Below are 25,105 nucleotides of genomic sequence, written 5' to 3' on the forward strand. Positions count from 1 at the left end.
TTTTTAATTTAATCTTTTAAATCCACCATGACACACAGGGCTTTCTAATAAACTGTCAATTTGTAAACTTCCATTTTCACATTTTTCAATCGTTTGAAAAACGGTATTTAATTCTTCTAAATAAGTGTTTATAATAGGTTTAGTATGTGTTGTGCAACTATATAAAACAGTAGATGCCAAATATCCCTTTTTTAGGAGTTCTTGAGTAATAAAAGTCTTATATTTTAACGCATTTTCTGAAGCAAAAGAAAATCCAGCTAATGCAGGAATGCCGAAAGTGTTTATTTTTAAATTATTTTGTTGGGCAATTGCTTTCCATTGTTCTTTTACATAGCTACCCATTTCGGTAATATAATTCCAAGGTTTTTCCTTTTCCATAACTTCTAATGTTTTTAGAGCAGCAGCGGGACCTATTCTTTCAGTCCAAAAAGTAGAACTAATAAACGTATTCTGCGCAGCTTCCATTATTTCTTTTTTACCTACAACAGCGGTTAAAGCATAACCATTGGCTATTGTTTTACCAAATACAGTCATGTCAGGTTCGACGTCATATTTTTTAAATATAGGCCCATAAGTTTCTCTAAAACCAGAAGTACATTCATCAAATATTAAAACAATATTATGATCGGTTGCCAGTTTTCGTACTTTTTGTAAGTAACCTTCTTTTGGAGGTTGATTACGTTGTACTTCCATTTTAATAACACCAACGTCATGGTTCTTTACTAAGTTTTCTAATTCTTCGTAATCATTGTATAAAAAAGGCAAAGTGCTTCCTTTTAGGTGATTTGGAACACCAGCAGGGTCTAAACCAGGTAGTAAATGTTGATCCAAACCTTCGTCATTTCCTAAATTGGTAGATAAATACCAATCATGCCATCCATGGTAGCCGCATATAGCTACTTTATCTTTACCAGAAGCGGCACGAGCAATTCTAATAGCAATGGCGTTTGCCTCGCCTCCTGAGCGTGCAAAGCGAACCATATCTGCCCAAGGATTCATGGCTATTAGTTTTTCTGCTAAGTAAACTTCCTCAGGGCAGTTAAATGTAGACATATTTCCAGTCTTGATTACGTTAGTAACAACTTCGTCTATTTCTTTATTTCCATACCCTAAAATGTTGGTTCCAATTCCCATAATTGAAACATCTGTGTATTTATTACCGTCTAAATCCCATACGTGGCACCCCTCAGCCTTTGAATAATAAGAGGGCCATTTTTCGGGTAGAAACATTTCTGGCCTTTTAGAAAGCAACATTGTTCCTCCTGGAATTAGTTTTTTAGCTTTTTTATATAAATTTTGACCTGTATTCATTTTAGTCTTTTTTTAACGATTTTTGATATCCTTCATTTCTTGTAATTGTACCATTCAGATTTGAAATTTCAGGGGTAGTTAGGTACAATTCAGCGTACTTTTCCCAATCTTCATAAGTTCCCAGTTTGTCGATTAAGCTGGATATTACCTCAAAATCTTTAGGCTCATCAACAGTCATCCTAACATCTTTATATTGCAATGCTAATGAAGAGTAATTGTAAGCTTTAAATAATTTTTTGTTATAGAAAGATGAATTATTCCTTATGTATGGAGTAACGTGTTCTCTTTCAGAAAGTAAACTAGCATTTTTCCATGCTTTTTCTAAAGCAGAAAAGGTAAAAACTTCAATATCTTGACCATCTGGAAATGTTTCAATAATACCATTAGAACAGTAATCTACTTTTTTATCTATGGCTGTTTTTATAATCGTATCAATTAATTTTGAATCGAGTAGAGGGCAATCAGAAGTAACCCTAACAATGTAATTTGGGTGTAAATCTTTGACAGCATGGTAAAAACGATCTAATACATCATTTTCTGATCCCCTAAAATAAGAAACCCCCATTCTTTCAGCTTCTTTTTCAATTAAATTGTCTTCTTTTTTATTTGTTGTAGCAACAATAATATGAGTAGCTAATTTACTTTGTTTTATTCTTTCTATATGTATCTCTAATAGCGTTTTACTTTCAATAGTTTTCAAAACTTTATTAGGTAATCTCGTAGATCCTGTTCTGGCTTGGGTTACGATTACTATTTTCATAAGTTCCAATTTGATGGATTGAGTAATCCAGTTTCTTTAATGTTGATGTGATCGATTTCTTGAATCTGATCTCTTGAAATAGCTTTGCTTATTGATGCTAAATTATCTTGCAATTGACGAACTGTATCTACACCTATCAAAACATGATTGATATGTTTCTGAGAGTATACATAGTTTAAGGCTAGATCATTCATCTTATAATTATCAGAGCAGAGATCTTGTAATTTTTTAAGAGGAGCTTTTAAAGGATTCAAATGTCCTGTTAAATCATCAGGGGTTTTAAAAAATAACCCTTGTAAAAAAGCGGATCTTGCATGAATTTCAATGCCCTTTTTTCTAGCCTTAGATAAAATATCTCCTCTTTTAGAAATATTATCCAGCAAATTAAAAGGTAATTGAATCAAATCAATATTTTTAAAAGCTAGTACTTTTTCAAATTCTTCATTGGTATATACAGAAACCCCTATTTTAAAGACTAGCCCTGCTTCTTTCAAAGAGTATAAATCTTTTTCAAAAGATGAAAAATAAGAGTCAAAGTCAGCAAAAGAATGAAACATATAGCAGTAAAGATTACTTACATTTAAAGTTTCTATATTCCTTTTTACTCTTTCTTTTATATTGAAAGGTAAATTTTTAGTTGCTGTATTGAATTTCGTAATTATTTGAAATTTATTGGAAGTACTTCGGTGATATTCTCCAATTCTTTCCTGTGAATCGCCATAAGCTTCTGCTGTATCTAACAATTGTATTCCATTATTATAGGCTGTATCTAAAATAATTTTCACATCTTGTCTTGAAGGCTTTCCTACGGTGTTGTTTATCCCATAATCTAAACCAAGCTGAACCGTACCTAATATCAGTTTATTGTTTATCAAAATAAATATTCTTTAATTTATGAATTCTAAAACTTTATCAATTACAAATTGTTGTTCTTTATTTGTTAAATTAGGATACATTGGCAAACTAATACACTTTGAGTAATAATTCTCAGCATTTATTAAATTGGCATCATCGTAGCCGATACTTTGGTAATAAGGTAGTTTGTGCACAGGAATATAATGTATTTGCGCAAAAATACCATGATTTCTTAGGAAATCATATAGCTCTTTTCTATTTGTTACTTCAATAACAAATAAATGGTGAGCATTGTAACTATTGTTGGGTAAATACTGATGCTTGACTTTTCCCTGAAAAGCTTTTTTATAGGCATTAGATATTTCATTTCTTCTTTCAACTCCTGCTTTATTTTTTTTCAACTGGGTAATTCCTAATGCTGATTGAAAGTCTGTAAGTCTATAGTTAAAACCTAACTCTTGCATTTCATAAAACCAACCTCCATGATTCTCACTCATATTCTCTTTCGTAATTCCATGTGTTCTTAAAAGAGATAGCTTTTTAAAGATTTCTTCCGAATTTGTAGTGAGCATTCCACCTTCACCGCAAGCAATGTGTTTTACAGGATGGAATGAGAAAACACCTATATCAGCAAAATTACCATTACCACAATATTGTTTATTATTATTAGAGTCTAAGAAATACCCACCTGGAGCATGGCATGCATCTTCTACAATCCATAAATCATGTTCTATAGCTAATTCTTTAAACTTTTCTAAATCAACAGGCAATCCCGCAAAATCAACAGGAATAATTCCTTTAAAAAAACCTTTAGGTTTACTTTCTATTAGCTTTCGAGTAGCCTCAAGAGACAGTAAGTAAGTGTCAGGATCAATATCTGCAAACCATACTTCTCCATTCAAAAAACGAATACAATTAGCAGATGCAGCAAAGGTAATAGGAGTTGTGATAACCCTTTCTCCTTCTTTTAGCCCCATTGCTAAAACAGCTAAATGCAAACCAGAGGTAGCATTATTTACCGCTAAAGCGTACTTAGCACCAACATAAGTTGCAAATTTTTCTTCAAATTCTTTAACTTTCGGTCCTTGTGTTAAAAAGTCATTTTGTAAAGTTTCTACAACAGCATTGATATCGTCTTGCTGTATATTTTGGCGTCCATAAGGAATTTTAAAAGTCATAGCTATATTTCAAAATTAGAATCAACATGTTTTTTAACCAAAGTTCTCAGACTTTCAATGGTTTCCCAGCTGTCGTTATTATTGGAATTATATGAAAAACCTTCAGGAACGGGTGTTCCATCGAATGCTTTTTGGTATTCTTTTTTAGTATATATTGAATAAGGCGAGTTTTGAGGCAAAATAGCGTAATATTTACCTAAATCAAGAGTACTAAACGAGTCTGATGCAGTAATCATCTCCTCGTGTAATTTCTCTCCTGGTCGAATGCCTACTATCTTTTGCTCTAATTCAGGAGCTATAGCAGTAGCAACATCAATAACATTATATGATGGTATTTTAGGTACAAAAATTTCTCCTCCCCAAGCATTTTCGATTGCATAAAAAACCATTTCACAACCATCTTCCAAAGAAATATTGAAGCGTGTCATATGTTGATCTGTAATTGGTAAAAAAGCGGCACCGCTTTTTTTCTTATTTAAGAAAAAAGGCATGACAGAACCATTAGATCCCATTACATTTCCATATCGAACTACAGAAAACTTAATATCTCTCTTACCTTTTATGTTGTTAGCTGCAATAAATAGCTTATCAGAAGCTAATTTAGTAGCTCCATACAAATTTATAGGAGCTGCTGCCTTATCTGTTGATAGTGCTACTACCTTCTTAACGTTGCATTTTAAAGCAGCGTCAATAACGTTTTCAGCGCCATTAATATTTGTTTTAACACATTCCATCGGATTGTATTCAGCTAAATGAACGTGTTTCATCGCCGCTGCATGAATAACTATATCAATATCTTCAAAAGCACTTTCCAATCTTTTCAGATCTCTTACATCACCAATAAAATAACGTATTTGAGGAAATTCTGATTCAGGAAACTCTTGAGCCATTTGAAAATGTTTTTGCTCATCTCTAGAAAAAATGACAAGACGTTTTACATTGGGGAATCTATTTAGGATTAATTTGGTAAACATTTTCCCGAAAGACCCTGTACCCCCTGTAATTAAAATAGATTGATTATTTAAGTTTAGCATAAAATTTTTTTTCAAAATCTAAATATAATAGTTTGCAAAAATACGTATTTTATAATTTACATTTAATAAATAGTAAAATCAATTTTTGTATGGTGTAAATTATGGTAAATTTGCCAAGCATAGATTAAGTGAGCATGGAAATAAAAAAACAGTACTATAAAGAGGCTATTTCAGCCGAAATTTTTCAATATATATCGCAAGCAGCTAAAGAATTAGAGGTGGAATGTTATGTGATAGGAGGTTTCGTTAGAGATTTCATTTTAAAAAGAGGAACTGCTAAAGATATTGATATTGTAGCGGTAGGTAGTGGTATTAAATTAGCTCAAAAAGTAGCTTCTTTACTCCCCACAAAGCCTAAAGTACAGGTTTTTAAAACATATGGCACTGCAATGTTGCGGTATCAAGACATTGAAATAGAGTTTGTAGGAGCGAGAAAAGAATCTTATACTAAAGATAGTAGGAATCCTGAAGTTTCAGTAGGAACATTACAAGATGATCAGAATAGAAGAGATTTTACGATAAATGCTTTGGCCTTAAGCTTAAATGAAAAAGATTTCGGGTTCTTACTAGATCCTTTTGGAGGGATGAATGACTTGGTAACAAAAACGATTAGAACTCCGCTAGCTCCAGATATTACTTATTCAGACGATCCATTACGCATGATGCGAGCTATTCGATTTGCTACCCAATTGAACTTTTCTATTGAAGAAGAATCTTTGAAAGCAATTACTGAAAATGCAAAGAGAATAGACATCATAACTCGTGAACGAATTATTGTTGAATTGCATAAAATTATAAGTGCTCCAGTTCCTTCTATAGGTTTTCTACTACTAGAAAAAACAAATTTATTAAAACGGTTACTTCCTGAGTTAGTAGATTTGAAAGGAGTAGAGGAAGTAGAAGGGCAAAAGCATAAAGATAATTTTTACCATACATTAGAAGTTGTTGATAATATTTCTAAAAACACCCATGATGTTTGGTTACGCTGGGCGGCTTTATTACATGATATAGGAAAAGCTCCTACTAAAAAGTTTCATAAGAAAAATGGATGGACATTTCATGCCCACGAGTTTGTAGGAGCTAAAATGGTATATAAGTTGTTTAAGAGGTTAAAGATGCCATTAAATAATAAAATGAAATTTGTGCAAAAGATGGTGCTTTTAAGCTCTCGTCCGATTGTGTTGGCTTCGGAAGTTACAGATTCTGCTGTTCGTCGTTTAATATTTGATGCAGGAGATGATGTGGATAGTTTGATGACTCTTTGCGAAGCTGATATCACTACAAAAAATCCTAAAAAATTTAAACGATATCATCAAAACTTTGAGCTTGTTCGTAAAAAAATTAAGGAAGTAGAGGAAAGAGATAGAGTTCGTAACTTTCAACCCCCTATTTCGGGAGAGGAAATTATGAAAACCTTTAATTTAAAACCTTGTAGAGAAATAGGCCAGATAAAGGAAGCTATAAAGGAAGCTATATTAGAAGGGGAGATTTTAAATGAATATGAAGCCTCGTATCAATTTATGCTTAAAAAAGGAAAATCTTTAGGTTTAAAAATAGAAGCTTAATAGTAAAAAATACAATGTACGCTATAGGTATTATTTAATAACTATCTTCAAATAAAAAAAGCTCAGAAATTTTAAATTTCTGAGCTTTTTTTTGAATAGTTTTTTTTAGAAACGGTAAGAAACACCTAGAATAATTTGGTTGGTTCTATTGTCTATAATTGCCTTTTGAGTAACATTCTTTCCTACAAATTTAGCTTCAGAGTCTGTAAGTCCTCTTTCCCATCGAGCATCTACTCCTAATTTGCCAAACTCAACTCCAAATCCCATTTGAAGTCCTAAAGAAAATTTATCAAATTCGTCAGCTGTAATATTTTTAGCATCAAACTTAGCGTCAATAACATATTGAAATGAAGGCCCTATAAAAGCACGTCCAATACCAAATATTTTTTTTCCTAAAAGTATAGGAATATCAATTTTTTGTAAATCGTAATCGTTTTTTTCAGTGCTAAGTGCGTATTCACTTTTAGCTTGTGTATATACAAGTTCAGGTTGTATATATAGTCCATTATTTGGTAAATCTTTTCTAAGCCAAAATCCAGCGTGGAAGCCTGATTTAGCATCTGCCCCTTTTACTGCGTTTCCAAGCGTTTCTGAAAGCTTTAAATCGCCATTATTATTATAATTAATACCTGCTTTAACACCAAATTGGATTTGCGAGTTGATCATTTGATTTGCGCCAAAAATAAGGCACAATGCTAAAATTATTTTTTTCATTTTTATACTTTATATGTTTTCTTGTTGGTTAGAACGAATGGATTAAGATTATCGTTTATTTTCTTTTAATAACTTTTTCAACAGCATTTACAATAGCAATATCATTCAATCCATATTTTTCCATTAGTTGCTCAGGAGTAGCAGATTCACCGAAACTATCATCTACGGCAACGAACTCTTGCGGAGTAGGCGTGTTTTGAGCTAAGCAACGCGCAACACTTTCGCCTAAACCTCCAAACTTATTATGTTCTTCGGCAGTTACTACACATCCTGTTTTAGCAACAGAAGTTAAAATGGCCTTCTCATCTAATGGCTTTATAGTATGAATGTTAATTACTTCTGCAGAAATACCTTTAGCTTCTAGCTTTTCAGCAGCTTGTAAAGCCTCCCAAACTAAATGACCTGTAGCTACAATGGTTACATCAGTACCTTCTGTTAAATGAATTGCTTTACCTATTACGAATGGCTCATTAGTCATAAAAACAGGTACTTTAGGGCGCCCAAAACGTAAGTAAACAGGGCCGTCATGTTCCGCAATCGCAATAGTAGCAGCTTTAGTTTGGCTATAGTCACAGGTATTAATAACAGTCATACCTGGTAACATTTTCATCAATCCAATATCTTCTAATATTTGATGAGTAGCTCCATCTTCTCCTAGCGTTAATCCAGCATGAGAAGCACATATTTTTACGTTTTTATCAGAATAAGCAACAGATTGACGAATTTGGTCATATACACGTCCGGTAGAAAAGTTAGCAAAAGTTCCTGTAAAAGGAATCTTTCCTCCGATAGTCATACCAGCGGCGATACCAATCATATTAGCTTCAGCAATACCCACTTGAAAGAATCTTTCAGGATGATTTTTTTCAAACTCATTCATTTTTAAAGAGCCTGTTAAATCTGCACAAAGAGCTACTACATTTTCATTTGTTTTACCCAATTCAGTCAAGCCATCACCAAAACCTGATCGAGTATCTTTTTTTTCTGTATATGTATATTTTTTCATGTAAATAATTTTAACCAACTAAGGTTTATTCGTGTGTTGTTTAAAGCTTCAAAAATAAACTTTTATTTAAACAGAAGCTTATAAATTCATCAATTCTTCATACAGTTTATGAACAGGTAGCCCCATTACATTAAAATAACTACCTTCTATTTTATGAACACCTATTTTTCCAATCCATTCTTGTATTCCATAACTTCCAGCCTTGTCAAAAGGTTGGCACTTTTTTAAATAATAATGTATTTCTTCTTCAGATAGAGTTTTGAAATGAACATCAGTTATATCATGCACTATTTTTTGAAAATTCTTGCTTTTAATACTTATAGAAGTAATCACTTGATGCTGATTGTTAGACATTTTATTGAGCATTGAAAAAGCGTCTTCATAATTTTTAGGTTTCCCTAGTGCTTCATTATTAAACCAAACAATAGTGTCAGAAGTAATTAAAAGATCTTTTTCTGTTAATTCACTTTCAAAGGGTAGGGATTTTAAATTGGCTAAAAAATCGGTTATTTGACGTCCTTTTAGTTCTTTTGGGTATATTTCCTCAACTTCTTTTAATCTGATTTCAAAAGGGATGTCTAATTCTTTAAAGAAGTTCTGCCTTCTAGGAGATCCTGATGCTAGAATGATGTTATAGTTGGCTAGTTTAGTTTGTAACATTTATGGTAATTTTAAAATAAAAAAGAAGAAGAGCTCCAAAAAGAATCACGGCATTTATTAATTTATGAAAAAGTAAAAAGGAGCGTTGTGTTTTTAATTTTTTTATATCATAATATAAATATAAAAGAGGTGTTAGCATAATAAAAAACAAACATTTTATAAAGGTGGGTTGTAATTTTAAGTAATTTTTATAGAACACTATTAATAAAAAACAAAGCATACTTAAAGCAACTCTTATAAGGAAATATACTCTATTTCTTCCTATGAGGATAGGGAGCGTCTTTTTATTTAATGAATAATCTTTATTGATATGCTTGCTATCATTTATCAGTTTTTTAACACCAAGGAGAATTCCAACAAATAGACTATAAAAAGCAATCAAAAGTTCTTTTTTATACGAGCTAAATCGCGTTTATTATCACGATCTTTCATAGTTTCCCGCTTGTCATGTACCTTTTTTCCTTTACCTAATGCTATTTCTAATTTGGCAAACCCTTTTTCATTAATAAAGAGGCGTAATGGAACAATAGTATTTCCTTTTGCTTCTACATCTTTCTTAAGATTTCGGAGCTCTCGTTTATTCAATAAAAGTCTCCTTTCACTTTTAGGTTTATGGTTAAATTGGTGCCCATATATATATTCCTCAATATACATGTTTATTACAAATAGTTCTCCTTTATCATTAAATTCACAAAAACTTTCTGTAATACGAGCCTTGCTCAAACGAATTGATTTTATTTCTGTTCCTGTTAATTGAATTCCAGCTACATATTTATCTAAAATCTCATACTCGAAACGAGCTTTTTTATTTTGTATGTTGATTTTTTTCTGCATAACTAAGCGCAAATATACTCATAAAAAAGGAGGGAAAAACAAAATTATTAAACTATGATTTTAGTCATATTCTTAGGAAAGAATCCGATTTACTTTTGTTGATGGATTTATAACTATTAAAATTAAATATTATGAAGAAAGTTTTGATAAGCTTTGTTTTAGGAATTCTTTTTTTAGGAAATGCAAATGCACAAGAAAAAGTAAAGGATTGTGATTTTAAGAGGTGGCAGGCCCGCTGTAGATGGGTTACAGTAATTCCTAATGAATCTGCTAAAATAGGAGCTATTGGAGGTGATGCTGCTATAAGTACAAATGTAATTCCGGAAGTGGATTTTACGTACTTTTTTACTAAAAATATTTCTACAGAACTTGTTTTAGGAACTACAAAACACAGTGTTTCGGCAGTACAAACAGCTTTAGGAAATGTAAATTTAGGACATGTATGGTTACTTCCTCCAACGTTAACAGTTCAGTACCATTTTAATATTAGTAATTTCAAACCATATTTAGGAGCTGGAGGCAATTATACAATTTTTTACAGCTCCAATCCAGGGGCGGTAATAGATGTAGCATATAAAAATGCATTAGGGTATGCTTTTCAGTTAGGATTTGATTACGACTTGAATGATAAATGGTTTTTAAATATAGATGCAAAATATGTAGGATTAAATACGGATGTTACTGTTAAGACGTTAGCAGCTACAGTGCCTGCTGATATTGATATAAACCCTCTTTTAATTGGTTTTGGAGTTGGTTTAAAATTTTAAAGGGGGATTTGAAGAAATGTTGGTTACATTTCTTTGATACGAAAGCTTCCTGAGATTCACAGGAAGCTTTTGTTTATCGTTTTAATATTGATTTTTTTAAGACTATAAATCAATTAGCTTTTCGGTAGAGTAGAGTTGAAACTGGAGTACCTAATATTTTTTTGCTAGTTTTTTGATCCTTATTTTCCTTTTAACATAAATTAAATGCATTTTGTGTAATTTTATTAGCAAACTCCGACGTAAAGAAAAACATTATAAAACAAAATTACATGAGATATTTTTTTCTTTTTATTACAATGTATTTCGGTTTGTATAAAACAGATTATACTGCCCAAGAAATAATAGATAAGTCTATTGAAAAAAGTGGTTTGCAAGTCATGAGCAATGCTACATTAGCATTTACGTTTAGAGATAAACATTACAAAGCTGTTAGAAAAGATGGACATTTCAATTTGTCAAAATCGTTTGTAAAAGATGGTGTAAAAATAGAAGATATTCTTTCTAACAGTGGTTTACAACGCTTTATAGGAGGCAAAGAAGTTTCTTTAAATGAGAAAGCGAAAAATGCCTACGCAAATTCTGTGAATTCCGTACATTATTTTGCAGTGCTACCTTATGGATTAAATGATAAGGCGGTTTATAAAAAATTACTGCCAGAGGTAACTATTAAAGGAAAAGCTTATTATAAAATAGAAATTACTTTTAATGAAAAAGGGGGAGGTGATGATTTTGATGACGTGTTTATTTACTGGATTGATAAAAAGACTTTTAAAGTAACTTATTTAGCGTATAAATACCATACCAACGGAGGAGGAATTCGTTTTAGAGATGTAAAAAAAGAACATCTTATAAAAGGAGTACGTTTGGTTGATTATAATAACTACAAACCATTAAAAAAAGAGCTTAATTTTTATGATATAGATAAAGAGTATGAAAATAATAAGCTGAAAAAACTATCAGAAATAGTTTTGGAAAATATTAGCATAACTTATTAAAATAAAAAAAGCGATACTCTGAGTAAGTATCGCTTTTTTTAATTAGTGATTTATTAATTCCGTTTGATTTCTAAAAACAAGTTTGTCATCAAAAGCATCTAGTAAAATAATACTATCGGTAGTAACCTTTCCTGATAATATTTCTTTAGACAAGGTGTTTAATACCTCTTTTTGAAGCACTCGTTTTACAGGACGGGCACCAAATTCAGGTTGGTATCCTTTTTGAGCCAAATAGTTAATAGCTTCATCTGTAGCGTCTAAAGTGATATTTTGTTCTGCAATCATTTTCTTAACGCGGTCTAATTGTATTTTTACAATTTGATGAATGTTTTCCTTAGAAAGCGGTGTAAACATGATAATATCATCTATTCTATTTAAAAACTCAGGTCTTACGGTTTGTTTTAATAAACCTATCACCTCCGTTTTAGCTATTTCCATACTCGATTGGAGATCTCCTTTTAAGTTGTCAAACTTCTCTTGAATGATATGGCTCCCCATATTAGAAGTCATGATGATGATAGTATTTTTAAAATCAGCAACGCGCCCTTTATTATCTGTTAGCCTACCTTCGTCTAATACTTGAAGTAATATATTAAAAGTATCAGGATGCGCTTTTTCAATTTCATCTAAAAGAATTACAGAGTAAGGTTTTCTACGAACAGCTTCAGTCAATTGACCTCCTTCGTCATAGCCCACATATCCAGGAGGCGCACCTACCAAACGGCTTACAGAATGGCGTTCTTGATATTCACTCATATCAATTCTAGTCATTGCATTTTCATCATCAAATAAATAATCAGCTAGGGCTTTTGCTAATTCTGTTTTTCCAACCCCAGTAGTTCCTAAAAATAAGAAAGAACCAATTGGTTTATTAGGATTTTGTAATCCTGCACGAGAACGTCTTACAGCATCAGCAACAGCCGTTATAGCTTCTTCTTGTCCTACCACTCGCTTATGCAATTCATTTTCTAACTTCAATAATTTTTCACGTTCTGATTGCAGCATCTTAGTAACAGGAACCCCCGTCCATTTAGCAACAACTTCGGCAATATTATCATAAGTAACTTCTTCTTTTATTAAGGCGTTATCTTGTTGGTTTGCTAATATTTTTTGTTGTTCTTCAAGAGATTCTTGCGCTGTTTTAATTTTTCCATATCTAATTTCAGCAACCTTACCATAGTCTCCATTTCGTTCCGCCTTATCAGCTTCCTGTTTATAGTTTTCTATAGTTGCTTTTAATGATTGTATAGTATCGACTACACTTTTTTCAGATTGCCATTTTGCATTAATTTCATTACGATCTTCTTTTAAATTTGCTAAATCAGCATTCAAAGATTTTAGTTTAGCAGTATCATCCTCGCGTTTAATGGCTTCTATCTCAATTTCAAGCTGCATGATTCTTCTATCTAAAACATCTAATTCTTCAGGTTTAGAGTTCATTTCCATACGAAGTTTAGCAGCAGCTTCATCCATAAGATCAATGGCTTTGTCTGGTAAAAATCGATTGGTGATATAGCGTTGCGATAATTCTACAGCACCAATAATAGCCTCATCTTTAATGCGAACTTTGTGATGCGTTTCATATGTATCTTTAATTCCTCTTAAAATAGAAATGGCACTTTCTGTATCAGGTTCATCTACTATCACTTTTTGGAAACGACGCTCTAAGGCTTTGTCTTTTTCAAAATATTTTTGATACTCATCCAAGGTAGTAGCACCAATGGCGCGAAGTTCTCCACGTGCCAATGCTGGCTTTAAGATATTAGCGGCATCCATGGCTCCTTGACCTCCTCCAGCACCTACTAAGGTATGAATTTCATCAATAAAAAGTACAATATCACCATTTGAACTAGTTACTTCTTTGACAACAGATTTTAAGCGCTCTTCAAATTCTCCTTTAAATTTAGCTCCTGCAATTAAAGCTCCCATATCTAACGAAAATAGTTGTTTTTCTTTTAAATTTTCAGGAACATCTCCGCGAATAATCCTATGCGCTAATCCCTCTGCAATAGCTGTTTTACCTGTTCCAGGTTCTCCAACTAAAATAGGATTGTTTTTAGTTCTTCTGGTTAAAATTTGTAATAAGCGGCGTATTTCTTCATCTCTACCAATTACTGGATCTAGCTTTCCATCTTGTGCTAATTGGTTTAAGTTTTTAGCATATTTACTTAAAGCATTATAGGTTTCTTCTGCACTTTTAGAAGTTACACGAGTTCCTTTTCTTAATTCTTCTATGGTAGCTAACAAATCTTTTTCCGTAACTCCTTGGTCTTTTAAGATTTGAGAAGCATTACTTTTTGACTTAAAAAGAGCTAGCAAAATATGTTCTATTGATACATATTCATCGCTCATTTTTTTAGCAAGGATGCTTGCTTCATTTAGTGTTTTTCCAGCTTCTCTAGAAAGGAGTATTTCGGCTCCTGACACCTTAGGTAAGTTTTCTAATTGCTTGTTTAAAACTTGTTGAACGATATGGATGTTGATTCCTAGTTTTTTTAGTACAAAAGGAAGTACATTTTCGTCAACATTGAGTAAGGCTTTAAAAATATGTTCATTGTTTATTTGATTATGTCCATAACTTTGCGCTAATTCTTGTGCTTTTTGTATGGTTTCTTGCGATTTTATCGTATAATTGTTTAAATTCATTTTCTATTTTTTTTTAATTTTTCATGAGAAAAAAATCAAAAGTGATACCATTTGTAAAAAGCAAACAAAAACAGTCATTTTGTCTTGTTTATAAGAGTTTTACTGACTTTTTGGCTTTATGAAAGTTTTTTTAATTAGTATCGACCAAACCAAAAAACAAAAATATGGGACTATTTAGTAGTATATTCGGAAATAAAACGAAGAAAGAAGATAAAAAGGAAGTACAATCGAATGTAAATTGGATTCGATTGAATTCTTTAAAGCAATTAGAAGCAATTAAAAAATTGTCTAAAACAGAAACAATCGCTATTTTTAAGCATTCAACAAGATGTAGTATTAGCAGTGTTGCAATTCAACGATTTGAAAGGTCTTTTGATGAAGATTTAAAAGAATTAAAGGTGTATTATTTGGATTTGTTAAATTATCGTGAAATATCAAATGAAGTAGGATACCAATTTCAAGTACTTCACCAATCACCTCAATTACTGGTAATTAAAAATGGAGAAGCCGTTGCGCATGCATCTCATTATGATATTACACAAGTGAATTTAAAAAGCTTTTTAAAATAAACGTTGTTTTGTGCTGGTTTTTCTTAAGAATGATGCTATTTTTGTATCCTTCAAAAAACCAACACATTGAGCAATACAATCTCTGATAAAAAAGTAGGAAAAGACCTATATAGCTACCAAAAAAGGGCCATTCATAGTATTTTTAAAAGCTTTGAAAATGCTCCAGAAAACTACCATTTATTATACCAATTACCAACAGGAGGAGGAAAAACAGTTATTTTTTCAGAAATAACAAGACAATACTTAAAACATTATCAAAAGAAGGTATTGATAATGACGCACCGTATAGAATTATGTAAACAAACTGCTAAAATGTTAGTGGAGTTTGGTGTAGATAATAAGATTGTTGATAGTAAAGCGAGTTTAGATGATCAAAACGAATATAGTTGTTTTGTTGCTATGGTGGAAACACTAAACAATCGACTAAATGATAATATGCTTGATATTTCTGATGTAGGATTAGTGATTATTGATGAAGCGCATTATAATTCTTTTACAAAATTGTTTAAGTATTTTGATAAGTCTTTTGTGCTGGGGGTTACGGCTACTCCTTTAAGTTCAAATATGAAACTGCCTATGAAAGATAATTATGATGATTTAATAGCTGGTGAAAGTATTGGTACATTAATAGAAAATGAATTTCTAGCGCGTGCAAAAGTATATTCTTATAATGTAGGACTGACTTCGTTAGAAGTAGGGGCTAATGGAGATTACACCGTAAAATCTTCTGAAGATTTATATACGAATACAGATATGCTAGGAAAGCTTTTAAAAGCTTATCAAGAACGTTCTAAAGGAAAAAAAACATTGATATTTAACAATGGAATCAATACTTCTTTACATGTTTATGATACTTTTAAAAGAGCAGGGTATCCAATAGCGCATTTAGATAATACAAATACGAAAAAAGAACGCGATTTTATTTTAAAATGGTTTAAAGAAACTCCTAATGCTATTATTACTTCTGTAAGTATTCTAACAACAGGATTTGATGAACCTACTGTAGAATCTATTATATTGAATAGGGCTACAAAATCATTAACCTTATACTATCAAATGATAGGGCGTGGTTCGCGTATTTTACCTGGAAAAAGTAGTTTTAATGTTATTGACTTAGGTAATAATTTCCATCGTTTTGGACCTTGGGGGGCTGATTTAGATTGGCATAAAATGTTTAGAGCGCCTAATTTTTACTTAGATAATTTATTAAGTGATGAGGAAATAGAAAGTACTTTTGTATATGAGCTACCTGAAGAAGTAAGGGCTGAGTTTTCAAATTCAAAAGATTTGTATTTCGATGTTAAAAAGGTGTATGTTGATACCATAAAAACAGGGCAAAGCTCTAAAAAAGTATTGGAACGCTCTATTGAACATCATGCTAGAATGTGTATTGAAAATAGTGAAGATGTGTTTGATGCACTTATCTTGGCTAAAAAGTTAGGAGATGATATTGATGATAGGATACATCGTTACTCAAAATGTATTTGTAAGAGTACACACAATTTTATAGATTGGTTACGCGATGATTATCGTAAGAAATTAAATACATATTTACGTAATAATTTTGATGAGATTTACGAAGATATTTTTGGGCATCCACCTCCTGAAGAAGAATAAAATAACTAGAAATAGTTTGCCAAAAAGCACTACAAAAAAGTAGTACTTTTTTACTTTTTTTTAAGATGATTTGCTAAAAAATGAGTTACATTTGATAGGTTTCTTTTTTGGATGAATTTCTAACATTCATTATGTTTCTGTTAAAAGTTAATAAGAAAAATAGATGCCACTACATAAATTATTTGGAAATTAAAGTAATCATATTAACAAATGGATTTAATTGCTAAAGCATATCATTTAGAAAAGCGCATAGTATTAAATAATGCTACTAAAGCATTAGAGAAGTACCAGCTCCTAAAAAAGGAACGCTCTTTTTTATTGTATAAAATAAAAGAACAATCTTATGTATATATCAAAGATTATGGTAGTATTGTTTTTATAAATTGTGCAACAACCTTAATTGAAAAGACAATAAATTCACTGCTAATAGATCGTAAAGGAAATACAGATTTACCCTCCGAAGAATATACAATTACTTTTAAGGATATTATTGATGTTGATTTTGGCACTATTCAAATAAAGGAACTAAATGACGATGTGGCTCATCTTATCATGTTTAATTTGGCACAATCTGTCGTTTTAATGGGCTATGTTAATGAAACATCTGATTTGCACCATAAAACATTAATTTATTCAAAACAACTAGCGCAAACAGGTAGATTTAAGCTTCCTAAAACACAAATGCAAAAGTTTATAGGAAAAACAATGAATTTAAAAAATAATATTGCCGAAAACCTCTTTATTTTTGAATCCCCTGATCTTGCATGGAATAGCAAAGACTTACTAACACTAGATGATAAATTAAAAAAGGAGCTAGATATAGAAAAACGTCATCAAGGAATAGAAAATAGTCTGAATGTTATTAAGGAGAATTTAGACTTGTTTAGTGATATTCTTCAACATAAATATAGCAGTATGTTGGAATGGATTATTATCATTTTAATTCTCTTTGAAGTAGTTCAGGTTATTATAGAAAAACTAATTTAAAAAAAGAGACTCGTATATGCACAGCGAGTCTCTTTTTTTAGGTAGTTGTTTTATAATTCTAAAACAATTATGGTAAGGTTAAGTTTACTTTAAAGCAGGTAATACTTTACCAGAACACTCTCCAAAACCAATACGAACGTTATCATTTTGTGAGTAGCCTCTCATAATAACGGTATCATGGTCATTAATGAACTTTCGTTCACTACCATCCTTCATTTTAATAGGGTTTTGACCTCGCCAAGTTAGCTCTAACATAGAACCAAAGCTATCTTTAGTAGGGCCTGATATGGTACCGCTTCCCATCATATCTCCAGCATTTACAGGGCATCCGTTTACAGTATGGTGGGCTAGTTGTTGCGCCATGGTCCAGTACATATACTTAAAATTAGAGTTACATACAACCGTTTCATCCTCATTTTCAGGTTTAATAGCCATTTGTAAGTTAATATCATAGCTATCATTCCCTTCTTTACGTAAATAAGGTAAGGGCTCATAAACTTGCTTAGGGTTAGCTACTCTAAAAGGCTCTAAAGCATCTAAGGTTACAATCCAAGGAGAAATAGTAGAGGCAAAGCTTTTTCCTAAGAACGGACCTAAAGGAACATATTCCCATGCTTGAATATCTCTAGCGGACCAATCGTTGAACAATACCAATCCAAAAATATAGTCTTCTGCTTCTTCAATAGGAATTCTTTCACCTAAATCATTTGCAACGGTTGTAATAAATGCCATTTCTAATTCAAAGTCTAATAATTTTGAAGGTCCGAAATTAGGGGTTGTTTCTCCCTCATTTGGTCGTGATTGTCCGATAGGACGACGTATGGGGGTACCTGACGGAACAATTGATGAGCTTCTTCCATGATATCCAATAGGAATTTGTAACCAGTTAGGAAATAAAGCATTTTCTGGATCGCGAAATAATGACCCTACATTGGTAGCGTGCTCTTTACTTGCATAAAAATCAGTATAATCACCAACAGCAACAGGCAATTGCATTTCTACATCTTCCATTCTAAAAATCACTTGGTCTTTATGCTCAGCATTATCTCTTAAACCTTGATTAGTTACATCAAAAATATCAGCAATTCTATTACGAACTAAACGCCATGTTTTGCGCCCATCAGCTATAAAATCATTTAACGTGTCTTGTAAAAAAATATCATCAGTTAGCGGTATTCCTTCAAAATATCCTAATTGATGTAAAGCACCTAAATCTATTGCGTAATCACCAATTCTTGTTCCAATAGTTATAATATCATCTTTAGTAATAAAAACTCCAAAAGGGATATTTTGAATAGGAAAATCTGAGTTTTCTGGTACTTTTAACCAAGATTTTCTGTTAGGGTCGTTAGCTGTTATTTTCATTTCTAATTATTGTATTTTTATTTATAAACCAAACCTACATATTTTTTTATAGTTCTCGGTTACAAAAAATATAAAAAATGTTAATTTGTTTTATAGGTTATATATTAACAAATTCTAAGTAAATATAAACTAAACTTGTTATTAGCAAAATGATTTTTATTACTTTTGATGCTCTTTTAAATAAACAACAATGCAACAAGACCATCAAATTTTTGATCTTATTCAAGAAGAAAAAGAAAGACAATTAAACGGATTGGAGTTAATTGCTTCAGAAAATTTTGTAAGTGAACAAGTAATGCTAGCACAAGGTTCCGTTTTAACCAATAAGTATGCCGAAGGATATCCTAACAAGCGCTATTATGGGGGATGTGAAGTAGTAGATGTAGTTGAGCAAATAGCTATTGATAGAGCTAAGGAGCTGTTTGGTGCTGAGTATGTAAATGTACAACCACATTCTGGAAGTCAAGCAAACACAGCTGTATTTGCAGCTTGTTTACAACCTGGTGATAAAATTTTAGGATTTGATTTATCACATGGAGGGCATTTAACTCATGGTTCTCCTGTTAATTTTTCTGGAAAATTATATGAAACTTCATTTTATGGGGTAACTAAAGAAACTGGTGTTTTGGATTATGATAAAATTCAAGAAACGGCAGAGAAGGAGCAACCTAAGTTAATTATAGCGGGTGCTTCTGCTTATTCTAGAGATATTGATTTTAAACGTTTTCGTGATATTGCAGATAGTGTTGGTGCTATTTTAATGGCGGATATTTCGCATCCGGCGGGATTAATTGCTAAGGGTATTTTAAATGACCCTTTACCTCATTGCCATATTGTTACTACTACTACGCACAAAACTTTAAGAGGTCCTCGTGGCGGAATGATTATGATTGGAAAGGACTTTGAAAATCCGTTTGGGCTAAAGTTAAAAAATGGAAAACTAAAAAAAATGTCAACCTTAATCAATTCTGCTGTTTTTCCAGGAAATCAAGGAGGGCCATTAGAGCACGTTATTGCAGCTAAAGCAATTGCTTTTGGAGAGGCTTTAACCGATGAGTTTTTGGAATATCAGTTGCAAGTTAAAGAAAATGCAGCAGCAATGGCAAAGGCATTTGTAGCAAAAGGATATGATATTATTTCTGGTGGAACGGATAATCATATGATGCTAATTGATTTAAGAAATAAAAATATTTCAGGAAAAGATGCTGAAGCTGCTTTGGGTAAGGCTGCAATAACAGTAAATAAAAACATGGTTCCTTTTGATGATAAATCGCCTTTTATAACTTCAGGTATCCGTGTAGGTACTGCCGCCGTAACAACGCGTGGTTTAAAAGAAGAGGATATGGTAACTATTGTTGATTTGATAGATGAAGCTATTTTAAATGCTGAAAATGATGAAGTGTTGGAGGCTATTGGCGAAAAAGTTTATGAATTAATGCACCACAGAAGATTGTTTGTGATGTAAATTGATTATTTACTTTACAATGAATTTTATAAAAAAGCCTCCAACATTTTTAAGTTGGAGGCTTTTTTTATGCTGTATGCTTTGCGCTGTCAATAATACTTTGAGGCAAAGCCTTTTTTGCTTTTGCTCCCATCTTTTTTAATTTTTCAACACTAGTTATTAAATTACCCCGCCCGTTTACGAGTTTTCCCATTGCTAAATCATAATCAGCTTTAGAGGCATCAATTTTTTTACCTATTCCTATCAAATCTTTTAACAAACCTTCAAATTTATCATATAAGGCACCTGCTTGCCTTGCTATTTCCAAGGCATTTCGTTGCTGCTTTTCATTATTCCACATGGTATCAATTGTTCGTAAAGTAGCTAGTAGGGTGGTAGGCGTAACAATCACTATATTTTTTTCAAAAGCTTTATTATAAAGCGCATTGTCAGCATTTAAGGCTACCGCAAAAGCTGGCTCAATAGGAATGAAGAGCAATACAAAATCAGGCGATGCTATTTTATAAATATCTTCATATCTTTTTTCACTTAATTGAGTAATGTGCTTTTTTAAAGAATGAAGGTGTTTTTTTAACAAAAAGTCTTTTTCAGCTACGTCATCACTATTTGAAAACTGCTCATATGCTGTTAAAGAAACTTTAGCGTCCACAATCATTTTTTTATTATTAGGCAAATGTATTACCACATCGGGTAATACTCTTTTCCCTTGCTCATTGGTAAAAGATTGTTGTACAAAGTACTCTCTGTCTTTTTCCAAGCCAGATTTTTCTAACACACGTTCCAATACTAATTCCCCCCAATTTCCTTGAATTTTACTGTCACCTTTTAACGCTTTTGTTAAGTTTGTTGCTTCTTTACTCATTTGTAAATTAAGTTCTTTTAAACCTAGTATTTGTTGGCGTAAAGCAGCATGGTAATCAACACTTTCTTTATGAGTTTGTGCTACTTTGTTTTCAAAGCCCTTTATTTTTTCTTGAAGAGGCGTTAAAATATTTTGTATGTTTTCTTTATTTTGAGCCGTAAATTTACTTGATTTCTCTTCTAATATTTTATTAGCCAAGTTTTCAAATTCTTTGGTAAATTTAGTCTGCAAGTTTTCTATTTCTTGTTGATTATCTTTTAGTTTTAATTGCAAATTTTGCAAATTGCTCTCTTGAGTTGCGTTTATTTTTATTAAGCTTTCTTTGTCTGCTTGGTTTGCTTTTAACTCAACTTGAAGGGCATTAATTGTTGACTCTGCGTTTTTTTGAATTTGATTTAACAAGATGTTTCGTTCTTGTAAGACTACTTTTTCTTGCTCAAATTTTAATTTGGCTAATAATCGTCCTGATATTAAACCAATTATACCTCCTGATATTGCTATTAATAAGTAAATAATCAATTCGTTCATTATATTAAATTAAGTGCTAAATTTATCATTTTAAAATCCGATAATGACAAAGGCTTTTTCAAAATTTATATACACTAAAATTTTAGGTTGGAAATTTGTTGGTGAGTTTCCTAGCCACTTAAAAAAATATGTAATAATAGGAGCTCCGCATACGAGCTGGAAAGATTTTCCTATTGCGCTTCTTGCTAGGAATTCATGGGGTATAAAAATTAATTTTATAGCTAAAAAGGCTTTGTTTAAACCTCCTTTTGGTTTTATATTTAGATGGTTAGGAGGTGCTCCAGTTGATAGATCTAAAAGTACGAATAAGGTAGATGCTATTGTGGCTATGTTTAACAAGCAAGATGAGTTTCGCTTGGCTTTGTCACCTGAAGGAACTCGTAAAAAAGTGGCTCAATGGAAAACAGGATTTTACCATATAGCAAAAGGTGCTAAGGTACCTATTGTTATGTTTAGTTTTGATTTTGGTAAAAAGCAAGTTGCCTTATCGCCTCCGTTTTATACTACGGATAATATGGAAAAGGATTTTGAATGTTTTTATGATTTCTATAAAGATGTGAAAGGGGCTAACCCCGAATTATTTTAATATAAACAGCGGTTTTATATTCCTAATTTGTACATTTTTTTGGTAAGAAAATATTATTTTTGGGGGAATATAAGAATAGATTAGCTATTTTTGGGAAATAATTATATAAAAAACATTTTAAATCAGCTAATGGCAAAATCAGAACAAACATTTAATAAAAAGGAAAAAGAAAAAAAACGTTTAAAAAAAAGAGAGGAAAAGAGAAAGAAAATGGAAGCGCGTAAGGCAGAGGGGAAAGAAAATGGAAAGAAGGGTATTGAGTTTGCTTACGTAGATCATAATGGAAATTTAACAGACACACCACCTGATCCTGCAAATAAGATCGAAATTGAGGCCGATAGTATTGCTGTAAGCATTCCGAAAGCTACTGAGAGAGAAAAAGAAAAGATTGATCCAGTTAGAACAGGAGTGGTATCCTTTTTTGATTCTTCTAAAGGATTTGGATTTATAATAGATGCAGTAAATAAAGAAAAGTATTTTACACACGTTAGTGGTTTGATAGATAGAATAGCTGAAAACGACAAGGTTTCCTTTGAGTTGGAAAAAGGATTGAAAGGAATGAATGCAGTTAAGGTTACTTTGCTAAAATAATATAGGGGATTTATATAAATCCCTCTTTTTTTGCGCCTAAATTAACTCAATTACAGTCTGTAAGTATTCTTTTAAATACACGACCCAGCTTGTATGTTAAATATTAAAATCAACAGCCAAACAAATATTTAATTACATATACTACATTTTACTCAATGAGACCACAAAAAGTAGAAGACCTACAAGTCTTAAAAGGCTTCATATCTGTTTTTAGAGCAAAAGGATATGAAGGAGCTAGTTTGAATGAATTAGCCGCTGCTTCTGGTTTAAAAAAGGCAAGTTTATATCATCGTTTTCCTGGAGGAAAAAAAGAGATGGCATTGGCCGTTTTAAATTATATAGAAGAATGGATTGAAAAAAATATCTACGGAGTATTGGTAGATAGTACAAAACCTGAAAAGGAACGTATTGAAATGGTTGTTAAAAATATTAACGACTTGTATAGTGGAGGTGTAGAGAGTTGCATGTTTAGATCACTTTCTTTAGACTTAGGAATCGCTTTATTTGGTAAGGAAATTAAAAGAGGTACGGAACTTTGGATTAAAGGCTTTTTAATTTTTGGAATGGAAATAGGAATGCCTAAAGATAGCGCTGCTGAATTAGCTTCTCAAAGCTATATTGATATTCAAGGTAGTTTGGTACTCTCTAAATCAATAGGCACAACGGTACCTTTTTTAAAAGCGTTAAAAAAAATAGAAAAGGCTTATTCTTAACACATCTACAGTAATCTTTTCCCTTTATTAGTTTGCTTTTTTCTTCTTTTTCGGAAAAAAAATCAAGAAAAATCCTACGATATAACTTATGGTCTTTTGCTAGTAGATAACTGAAATTATCTTAGCGCTTTTTTAGGCAACTTACTATAGTTTCTTTTTTTAACGAAAAAAAAGTAAGGAGCAATCAGCGATTAACTAAAATACGATGAGTGATATAATAGGATATTGTTCTTTTTGTGATTTCATTAGTTCCCAATAGGTTATTGAGAAACTTATTCTTTATTAAATAGTAGCTTTCAAGCTTATTATAGCTGCTGTTAAATAACGTTCTTCATCTTTTAATAACTTTATTTTTAGTTGCTGTTGTGTTTCCTTAAAAAGCGAATGTTTTGCTAACCGTGCTTTTATATGGTTTTTACGTAAATCAATCCACTTTACATCCGTTGTACTCAACTCCGTATTATTAAGTAAACTAATACAAGCATTGATTCCTCGAAACCATTGTTCCCTTTGCTGCTGTAGTTGTGCTAGTTTTTTTTGATGTGCTATTAGCAATATTGCTACTGCTTCTTTTTGCTTCTTTAATTGTTGCAATGTTTCTTTTTTTTCTTCATTCATTACGGGTGTTATTTCTGATAGCATATTTATTGGAGTAGCTAGTTGTAAACTTTTATATAGGGTTAAAAGTTTGTTTATAGAAGGTAAATCAAACCCTCTACGACCGTTAATAGCCGATTCTAAAAAGCTTAGAGAACGTTGAATGTAAACCGCAATGATTCTGTTAGATACGTCATAGTATTTTCTTATTTCTTTTATCATTTTTCTGTATTTTTTTCAAATTTTGCAATAAAATAGTTTTCATTTTTTCTTATGCTTGCTGCAAATTTGTCTTATTTCACCCTAATTTTAGCTTTTTTCATAATGTAGCTAAAAACTTAATTAGGATAAAAAATGTTAAATTTTCGCTTCCAAACAAAAAATTGAAATCACTTCATTTTATAAAATTTACTTAAACTTTTTCAAGTTGCTAAAAAAAATACTATTTCAAGTCTTTTTTTTTATTTTTTTCTTAGAATAATGCTGTTAAATCATTTTGAAAGAGCATTTTTACTTCCATAAGTTTGTTTTCTCTTCATTTTTGTACAGCATTTTTTTCTCTCGTAAAAACAGGGTACAAGATTTGACCTTCGTTTTTTGTACAGCGTTTTTTTCCCCTGTAAAAACAGGGTACAAGATTTAACCTTTGTTTTTTGTACAGCGTTTTTTTTCCCTTGTAAAAACACTGTACAGGATTTAACCTTCGTTTTTTGTACAGCGTTTTTTTTCCTCGTAAAAGCACTGTACAAGATTTGACCTTCGTTTTTTGTACAGCGTTTTTTTCCCCTGTAAAAACAGGGTACAAGATTTAACCTTTGTTTTTTGTACAGCGTTTTTTTTCCTCGTAAAAACAGGGTACAAGATTTAACCTTCGTTTTTTGTACAGCGTTTTTTTTCCTC

23 protein-coding genes are annotated in these 25,105 nt (G+C 31.6%); 10 read left to right on the forward strand and 13 right to left on the reverse strand.

Translation table 11 applies throughout. From position 1 onward, the window contains the following. Positions 1–3: 3 nt before the first annotated feature. From MARIT_RS15755 to pseB, 5 genes are read right to left on the reverse strand one after another with little or no spacing between them, the layout of a single operon-like run. Positions 4–1,311, reverse strand: coding sequence for an aminotransferase class III-fold pyridoxal phosphate-dependent enzyme (locus MARIT_RS15755; RefSeq protein ID WP_024740780.1), 1,308 nt, complete (start codon positions 1,309–1,311; stop codon positions 4–6). 1 nt (position 1,312) lies between these two features. After that, complete coding sequence (locus MARIT_RS15760) at positions 1,313–2,071, reverse strand: cytidylyltransferase domain-containing protein (RefSeq protein WP_024740779.1); 759 nt, start codon at positions 2,069–2,071, stop codon at positions 1,313–1,315. After that, positions 2,068–2,946, reverse strand: coding sequence for an aldo/keto reductase (locus tag MARIT_RS07460; RefSeq protein WP_024740778.1), 879 nt, complete (start codon positions 2,944–2,946; stop codon positions 2,068–2,070). The genes MARIT_RS15760 and MARIT_RS07460 overlap by 4 nt, the downstream gene beginning before the upstream one ends. Before the next feature lie 12 nt (positions 2,947–2,958). Then, the gene (gene pseC, locus MARIT_RS07465) at positions 2,959–4,104 is read right to left on the reverse strand and encodes a UDP-4-amino-4,6-dideoxy-N-acetyl-beta-L-altrosamine transaminase (RefSeq protein WP_100211178.1); all 1,146 of its coding nucleotides are present in this window, start codon (positions 4,102–4,104) and stop codon (positions 2,959–2,961) included. Positions 4,105–4,106: 2 nt separating this feature from the next. Continuing rightward, complete coding sequence (pseB, locus tag MARIT_RS07470; RefSeq protein ID WP_024740776.1) at positions 4,107–5,138, reverse strand: UDP-N-acetylglucosamine 4,6-dehydratase (inverting); 1,032 nt, start codon at positions 5,136–5,138, stop codon at positions 4,107–4,109. Positions 5,139–5,272: 134 nt separating this feature from the next. Here pseB and MARIT_RS07475 point away from each other — a divergent pair, with 134 nt between their 5' ends. Beyond that, positions 5,273–6,703, forward strand: coding sequence for a CCA tRNA nucleotidyltransferase (locus MARIT_RS07475; protein ID WP_174683266.1), 1,431 nt, complete (start codon positions 5,273–5,275; stop codon positions 6,701–6,703). A 105-nt stretch (positions 6,704–6,808) separates the two neighbouring features. Here MARIT_RS07475 and MARIT_RS07480 read toward each other — a convergent pair whose 3' ends face one another. The 4 genes from MARIT_RS07480 to smpB all read right to left on the reverse strand — a co-directional run bounded on the left by MARIT_RS07480 (position 6,809) and on the right by smpB (position 9,917). Then, positions 6,809–7,417 (reverse strand): porin family protein, encoded by a 609-nt coding sequence (locus tag MARIT_RS07480; RefSeq protein ID WP_024740774.1) that lies wholly within the window; start codon positions 7,415–7,417, stop codon positions 6,809–6,811. A gap of 55 nt (positions 7,418–7,472) precedes the next feature. Then, positions 7,473–8,423 carry a transketolase family protein gene (locus MARIT_RS07485; RefSeq protein ID WP_024740773.1) on the reverse strand — a complete coding sequence of 317 codons (951 nt, stop codon included), beginning with the start codon at positions 8,421–8,423 and terminating at the stop codon, positions 7,473–7,475. Positions 8,424–8,501: 78 nt separating this feature from the next. After that, positions 8,502–9,083: a Maf-like protein gene (locus tag MARIT_RS07490; RefSeq protein ID WP_024740772.1), complete on the reverse strand. Its 582-nt coding sequence runs from the start codon at positions 9,081–9,083 to the stop codon at positions 8,502–8,504. A gap of 378 nt (positions 9,084–9,461) precedes the next feature. Further along, on the reverse strand, positions 9,462–9,917 hold the full coding sequence (smpB, locus tag MARIT_RS07500) for an SsrA-binding protein SmpB (RefSeq protein ID WP_024740770.1): 456 nt from the start codon (positions 9,915–9,917) through the stop codon (positions 9,462–9,464). A 131-nt stretch (positions 9,918–10,048) separates the two neighbouring features. Here smpB and MARIT_RS07505 point away from each other — a divergent pair, with 131 nt between their 5' ends. Together MARIT_RS07505 and MARIT_RS07510 are read left to right on the forward strand one after the other, a co-directional pair. Next, positions 10,049–10,684, forward strand: a complete 636-nt coding sequence (locus tag MARIT_RS07505) for an OmpW/AlkL family protein (RefSeq protein WP_024740769.1) — start codon at positions 10,049–10,051, stop codon at positions 10,682–10,684. Between the two features lie 269 nt (positions 10,685–10,953). Next, positions 10,954–11,679 (forward strand): DUF6503 family protein, encoded by a 726-nt coding sequence (locus MARIT_RS07510; RefSeq protein ID WP_100211179.1) that lies wholly within the window; start codon positions 10,954–10,956, stop codon positions 11,677–11,679. 42 nt (positions 11,680–11,721) lie between these two features. Here MARIT_RS07510 and clpB read toward each other — a convergent pair whose 3' ends face one another. Next, the gene (gene clpB, locus MARIT_RS07515; protein WP_100211180.1) at positions 11,722–14,325 is read right to left on the reverse strand and encodes an ATP-dependent chaperone ClpB; all 2,604 of its coding nucleotides are present in this window, start codon (positions 14,323–14,325) and stop codon (positions 11,722–11,724) included. A gap of 164 nt (positions 14,326–14,489) precedes the next feature. On the opposite strand from clpB, the gene ytxJ reads away from it, so the two are divergent. The 3 genes from ytxJ (at position 14,490) to MARIT_RS07530 (ending at position 17,498) form a co-directional block, all read left to right on the forward strand. Further along, positions 14,490–14,894: a bacillithiol system redox-active protein YtxJ gene (ytxJ, locus tag MARIT_RS07520; RefSeq protein ID WP_024740766.1), complete on the forward strand. Its 405-nt coding sequence runs from the start codon at positions 14,490–14,492 to the stop codon at positions 14,892–14,894. A gap of 66 nt (positions 14,895–14,960) precedes the next feature. Next, complete coding sequence (locus tag MARIT_RS07525) at positions 14,961–16,511, forward strand: DEAD/DEAH box helicase (protein WP_231975208.1); 1,551 nt, start codon at positions 14,961–14,963, stop codon at positions 16,509–16,511. 210 nt (positions 16,512–16,721) lie between these two features. Next, positions 16,722–17,498, forward strand: a complete 777-nt coding sequence (locus MARIT_RS07530) for an RMD1 family protein (protein ID WP_024740764.1) — start codon at positions 16,722–16,724, stop codon at positions 17,496–17,498. 84 nt (positions 17,499–17,582) lie between these two features. Here MARIT_RS07530 and fahA read toward each other — a convergent pair whose 3' ends face one another. Then, the gene (gene fahA, locus MARIT_RS07535; protein ID WP_024740763.1) at positions 17,583–18,863 is read right to left on the reverse strand and encodes a fumarylacetoacetase; all 1,281 of its coding nucleotides are present in this window, start codon (positions 18,861–18,863) and stop codon (positions 17,583–17,585) included. Between the two features lie 190 nt (positions 18,864–19,053). On the opposite strand from fahA, the gene glyA reads away from it, so the two are divergent. Continuing rightward, positions 19,054–20,328 (forward strand): serine hydroxymethyltransferase, encoded by a 1,275-nt coding sequence (gene glyA, locus MARIT_RS07540; RefSeq protein WP_024740762.1) that lies wholly within the window; start codon positions 19,054–19,056, stop codon positions 20,326–20,328. Positions 20,329–20,395: 67 nt separating this feature from the next. On the opposite strand, the gene rmuC is transcribed toward glyA, so the two are convergent. Continuing rightward, positions 20,396–21,718: a DNA recombination protein RmuC gene (gene rmuC / locus MARIT_RS07545; RefSeq protein ID WP_100211182.1), complete on the reverse strand. Its 1,323-nt coding sequence runs from the start codon at positions 21,716–21,718 to the stop codon at positions 20,396–20,398. A 43-nt stretch (positions 21,719–21,761) separates the two neighbouring features. Between rmuC and MARIT_RS07550 the strand changes: the two genes are divergently transcribed. The 3 genes from MARIT_RS07550 (at position 21,762) to MARIT_RS07560 (ending at position 23,608) form a co-directional block, all read left to right on the forward strand. Then, the gene (locus MARIT_RS07550) at positions 21,762–22,304 is read left to right on the forward strand and encodes a 1-acyl-sn-glycerol-3-phosphate acyltransferase (RefSeq protein WP_024740760.1); all 543 of its coding nucleotides are present in this window, start codon (positions 21,762–21,764) and stop codon (positions 22,302–22,304) included. A 129-nt stretch (positions 22,305–22,433) separates the two neighbouring features. Further along, positions 22,434–22,895 (forward strand): cold-shock protein, encoded by a 462-nt coding sequence (locus MARIT_RS07555; RefSeq protein ID WP_024740759.1) that lies wholly within the window; start codon positions 22,434–22,436, stop codon positions 22,893–22,895. A 155-nt stretch (positions 22,896–23,050) separates the two neighbouring features. After that, entirely contained in the window at positions 23,051–23,608 is a 558-nt protein-coding gene (locus MARIT_RS07560) for a TetR/AcrR family transcriptional regulator (RefSeq protein ID WP_024740758.1), read from the forward strand. Positions 23,609–23,890: 282 nt separating this feature from the next. On the opposite strand, the gene MARIT_RS07565 is transcribed toward MARIT_RS07560, so the two are convergent. Beyond that, complete coding sequence (locus MARIT_RS07565; protein ID WP_100211183.1) at positions 23,891–24,427, reverse strand: hypothetical protein; 537 nt, start codon at positions 24,425–24,427, stop codon at positions 23,891–23,893. Between the last annotated feature and the right edge of the window lie 678 nt (positions 24,428–25,105).

The sequence above is a fragment of the Tenacibaculum maritimum NCIMB 2154 genome, assembly GCF_900119795.1.
In the GTDB taxonomy this organism is placed as follows: Bacteria; Bacteroidota; Bacteroidia; order Flavobacteriales; family Flavobacteriaceae; genus Polaribacter; species Polaribacter maritimus.

What these genes read in the sequence shown, in the direction of transcription:
- MARIT_RS15755 (WP_024740780.1), bottom strand. Translation starts at nt 1,311, where the DNA reads ATGAATACAGGTCAAAATTTATATAAAAAAGCTAAAAAACTAATTCCA.
- MARIT_RS15760 (WP_024740779.1), bottom strand. Translation starts at nt 2,071, where the DNA reads ATGAAAATAGTAATCGTAACCCAAGCCAGAACAGGATCTACGAGATTA.
- pseC (WP_100211178.1), bottom strand. Translation starts at nt 4,104, where the DNA reads ATGACTTTTAAAATTCCTTATGGACGCCAAAATATACAGCAAGACGAT.
- pseB (WP_024740776.1), bottom strand. Translation starts at nt 5,138, where the DNA reads ATGCTAAACTTAAATAATCAATCTATTTTAATTACAGGGGGTACAGGG.
- MARIT_RS07475 (WP_174683266.1), top strand. Translation starts at nt 5,273, where the DNA reads ATGGAAATAAAAAAACAGTACTATAAAGAGGCTATTTCAGCCGAAATT.
- MARIT_RS07480 (WP_024740774.1), bottom strand. Translation starts at nt 7,417, where the DNA reads ATGAAAAAAATAATTTTAGCATTGTGCCTTATTTTTGGCGCAAATCAA.
- MARIT_RS07485 (WP_024740773.1), bottom strand. Translation starts at nt 8,423, where the DNA reads ATGAAAAAATATACATATACAGAAAAAAAAGATACTCGATCAGGTTTT.
- MARIT_RS07490 (WP_024740772.1), bottom strand. Translation starts at nt 9,083, where the DNA reads ATGTTACAAACTAAACTAGCCAACTATAACATCATTCTAGCATCAGGA.
- smpB (WP_024740770.1), bottom strand. Translation starts at nt 9,917, where the DNA reads ATGCAGAAAAAAATCAACATACAAAATAAAAAAGCTCGTTTCGAGTAT.
- MARIT_RS07505 (WP_024740769.1), top strand. Translation starts at nt 10,049, where the DNA reads ATGAAGAAAGTTTTGATAAGCTTTGTTTTAGGAATTCTTTTTTTAGGA.
- MARIT_RS07510 (WP_100211179.1), top strand. Translation starts at nt 10,954, where the DNA reads ATGAGATATTTTTTTCTTTTTATTACAATGTATTTCGGTTTGTATAAA.
- clpB (WP_100211180.1), bottom strand. Translation starts at nt 14,325, where the DNA reads ATGAATTTAAACAATTATACGATAAAATCGCAAGAAACCATACAAAAA.
- ytxJ (WP_024740766.1), top strand. Translation starts at nt 14,490, where the DNA reads ATGGGACTATTTAGTAGTATATTCGGAAATAAAACGAAGAAAGAAGAT.
- MARIT_RS07530 (WP_024740764.1), top strand. Translation starts at nt 16,722, where the DNA reads ATGGATTTAATTGCTAAAGCATATCATTTAGAAAAGCGCATAGTATTA.
- fahA (WP_024740763.1), bottom strand. Translation starts at nt 18,863, where the DNA reads ATGAAAATAACAGCTAACGACCCTAACAGAAAATCTTGGTTAAAAGTA.
- glyA (WP_024740762.1), top strand. Translation starts at nt 19,054, where the DNA reads ATGCAACAAGACCATCAAATTTTTGATCTTATTCAAGAAGAAAAAGAA.
- rmuC (WP_100211182.1), bottom strand. Translation starts at nt 21,718, where the DNA reads ATGAACGAATTGATTATTTACTTATTAATAGCAATATCAGGAGGTATA.
- MARIT_RS07550 (WP_024740760.1), top strand. Translation starts at nt 21,762, where the DNA reads ATGACAAAGGCTTTTTCAAAATTTATATACACTAAAATTTTAGGTTGG.
- MARIT_RS07555 (WP_024740759.1), top strand. Translation starts at nt 22,434, where the DNA reads ATGGCAAAATCAGAACAAACATTTAATAAAAAGGAAAAAGAAAAAAAA.
- MARIT_RS07560 (WP_024740758.1), top strand. Translation starts at nt 23,051, where the DNA reads ATGAGACCACAAAAAGTAGAAGACCTACAAGTCTTAAAAGGCTTCATA.
- MARIT_RS07565 (WP_100211183.1), bottom strand. Translation starts at nt 24,427, where the DNA reads ATGATAAAAGAAATAAGAAAATACTATGACGTATCTAACAGAATCATT.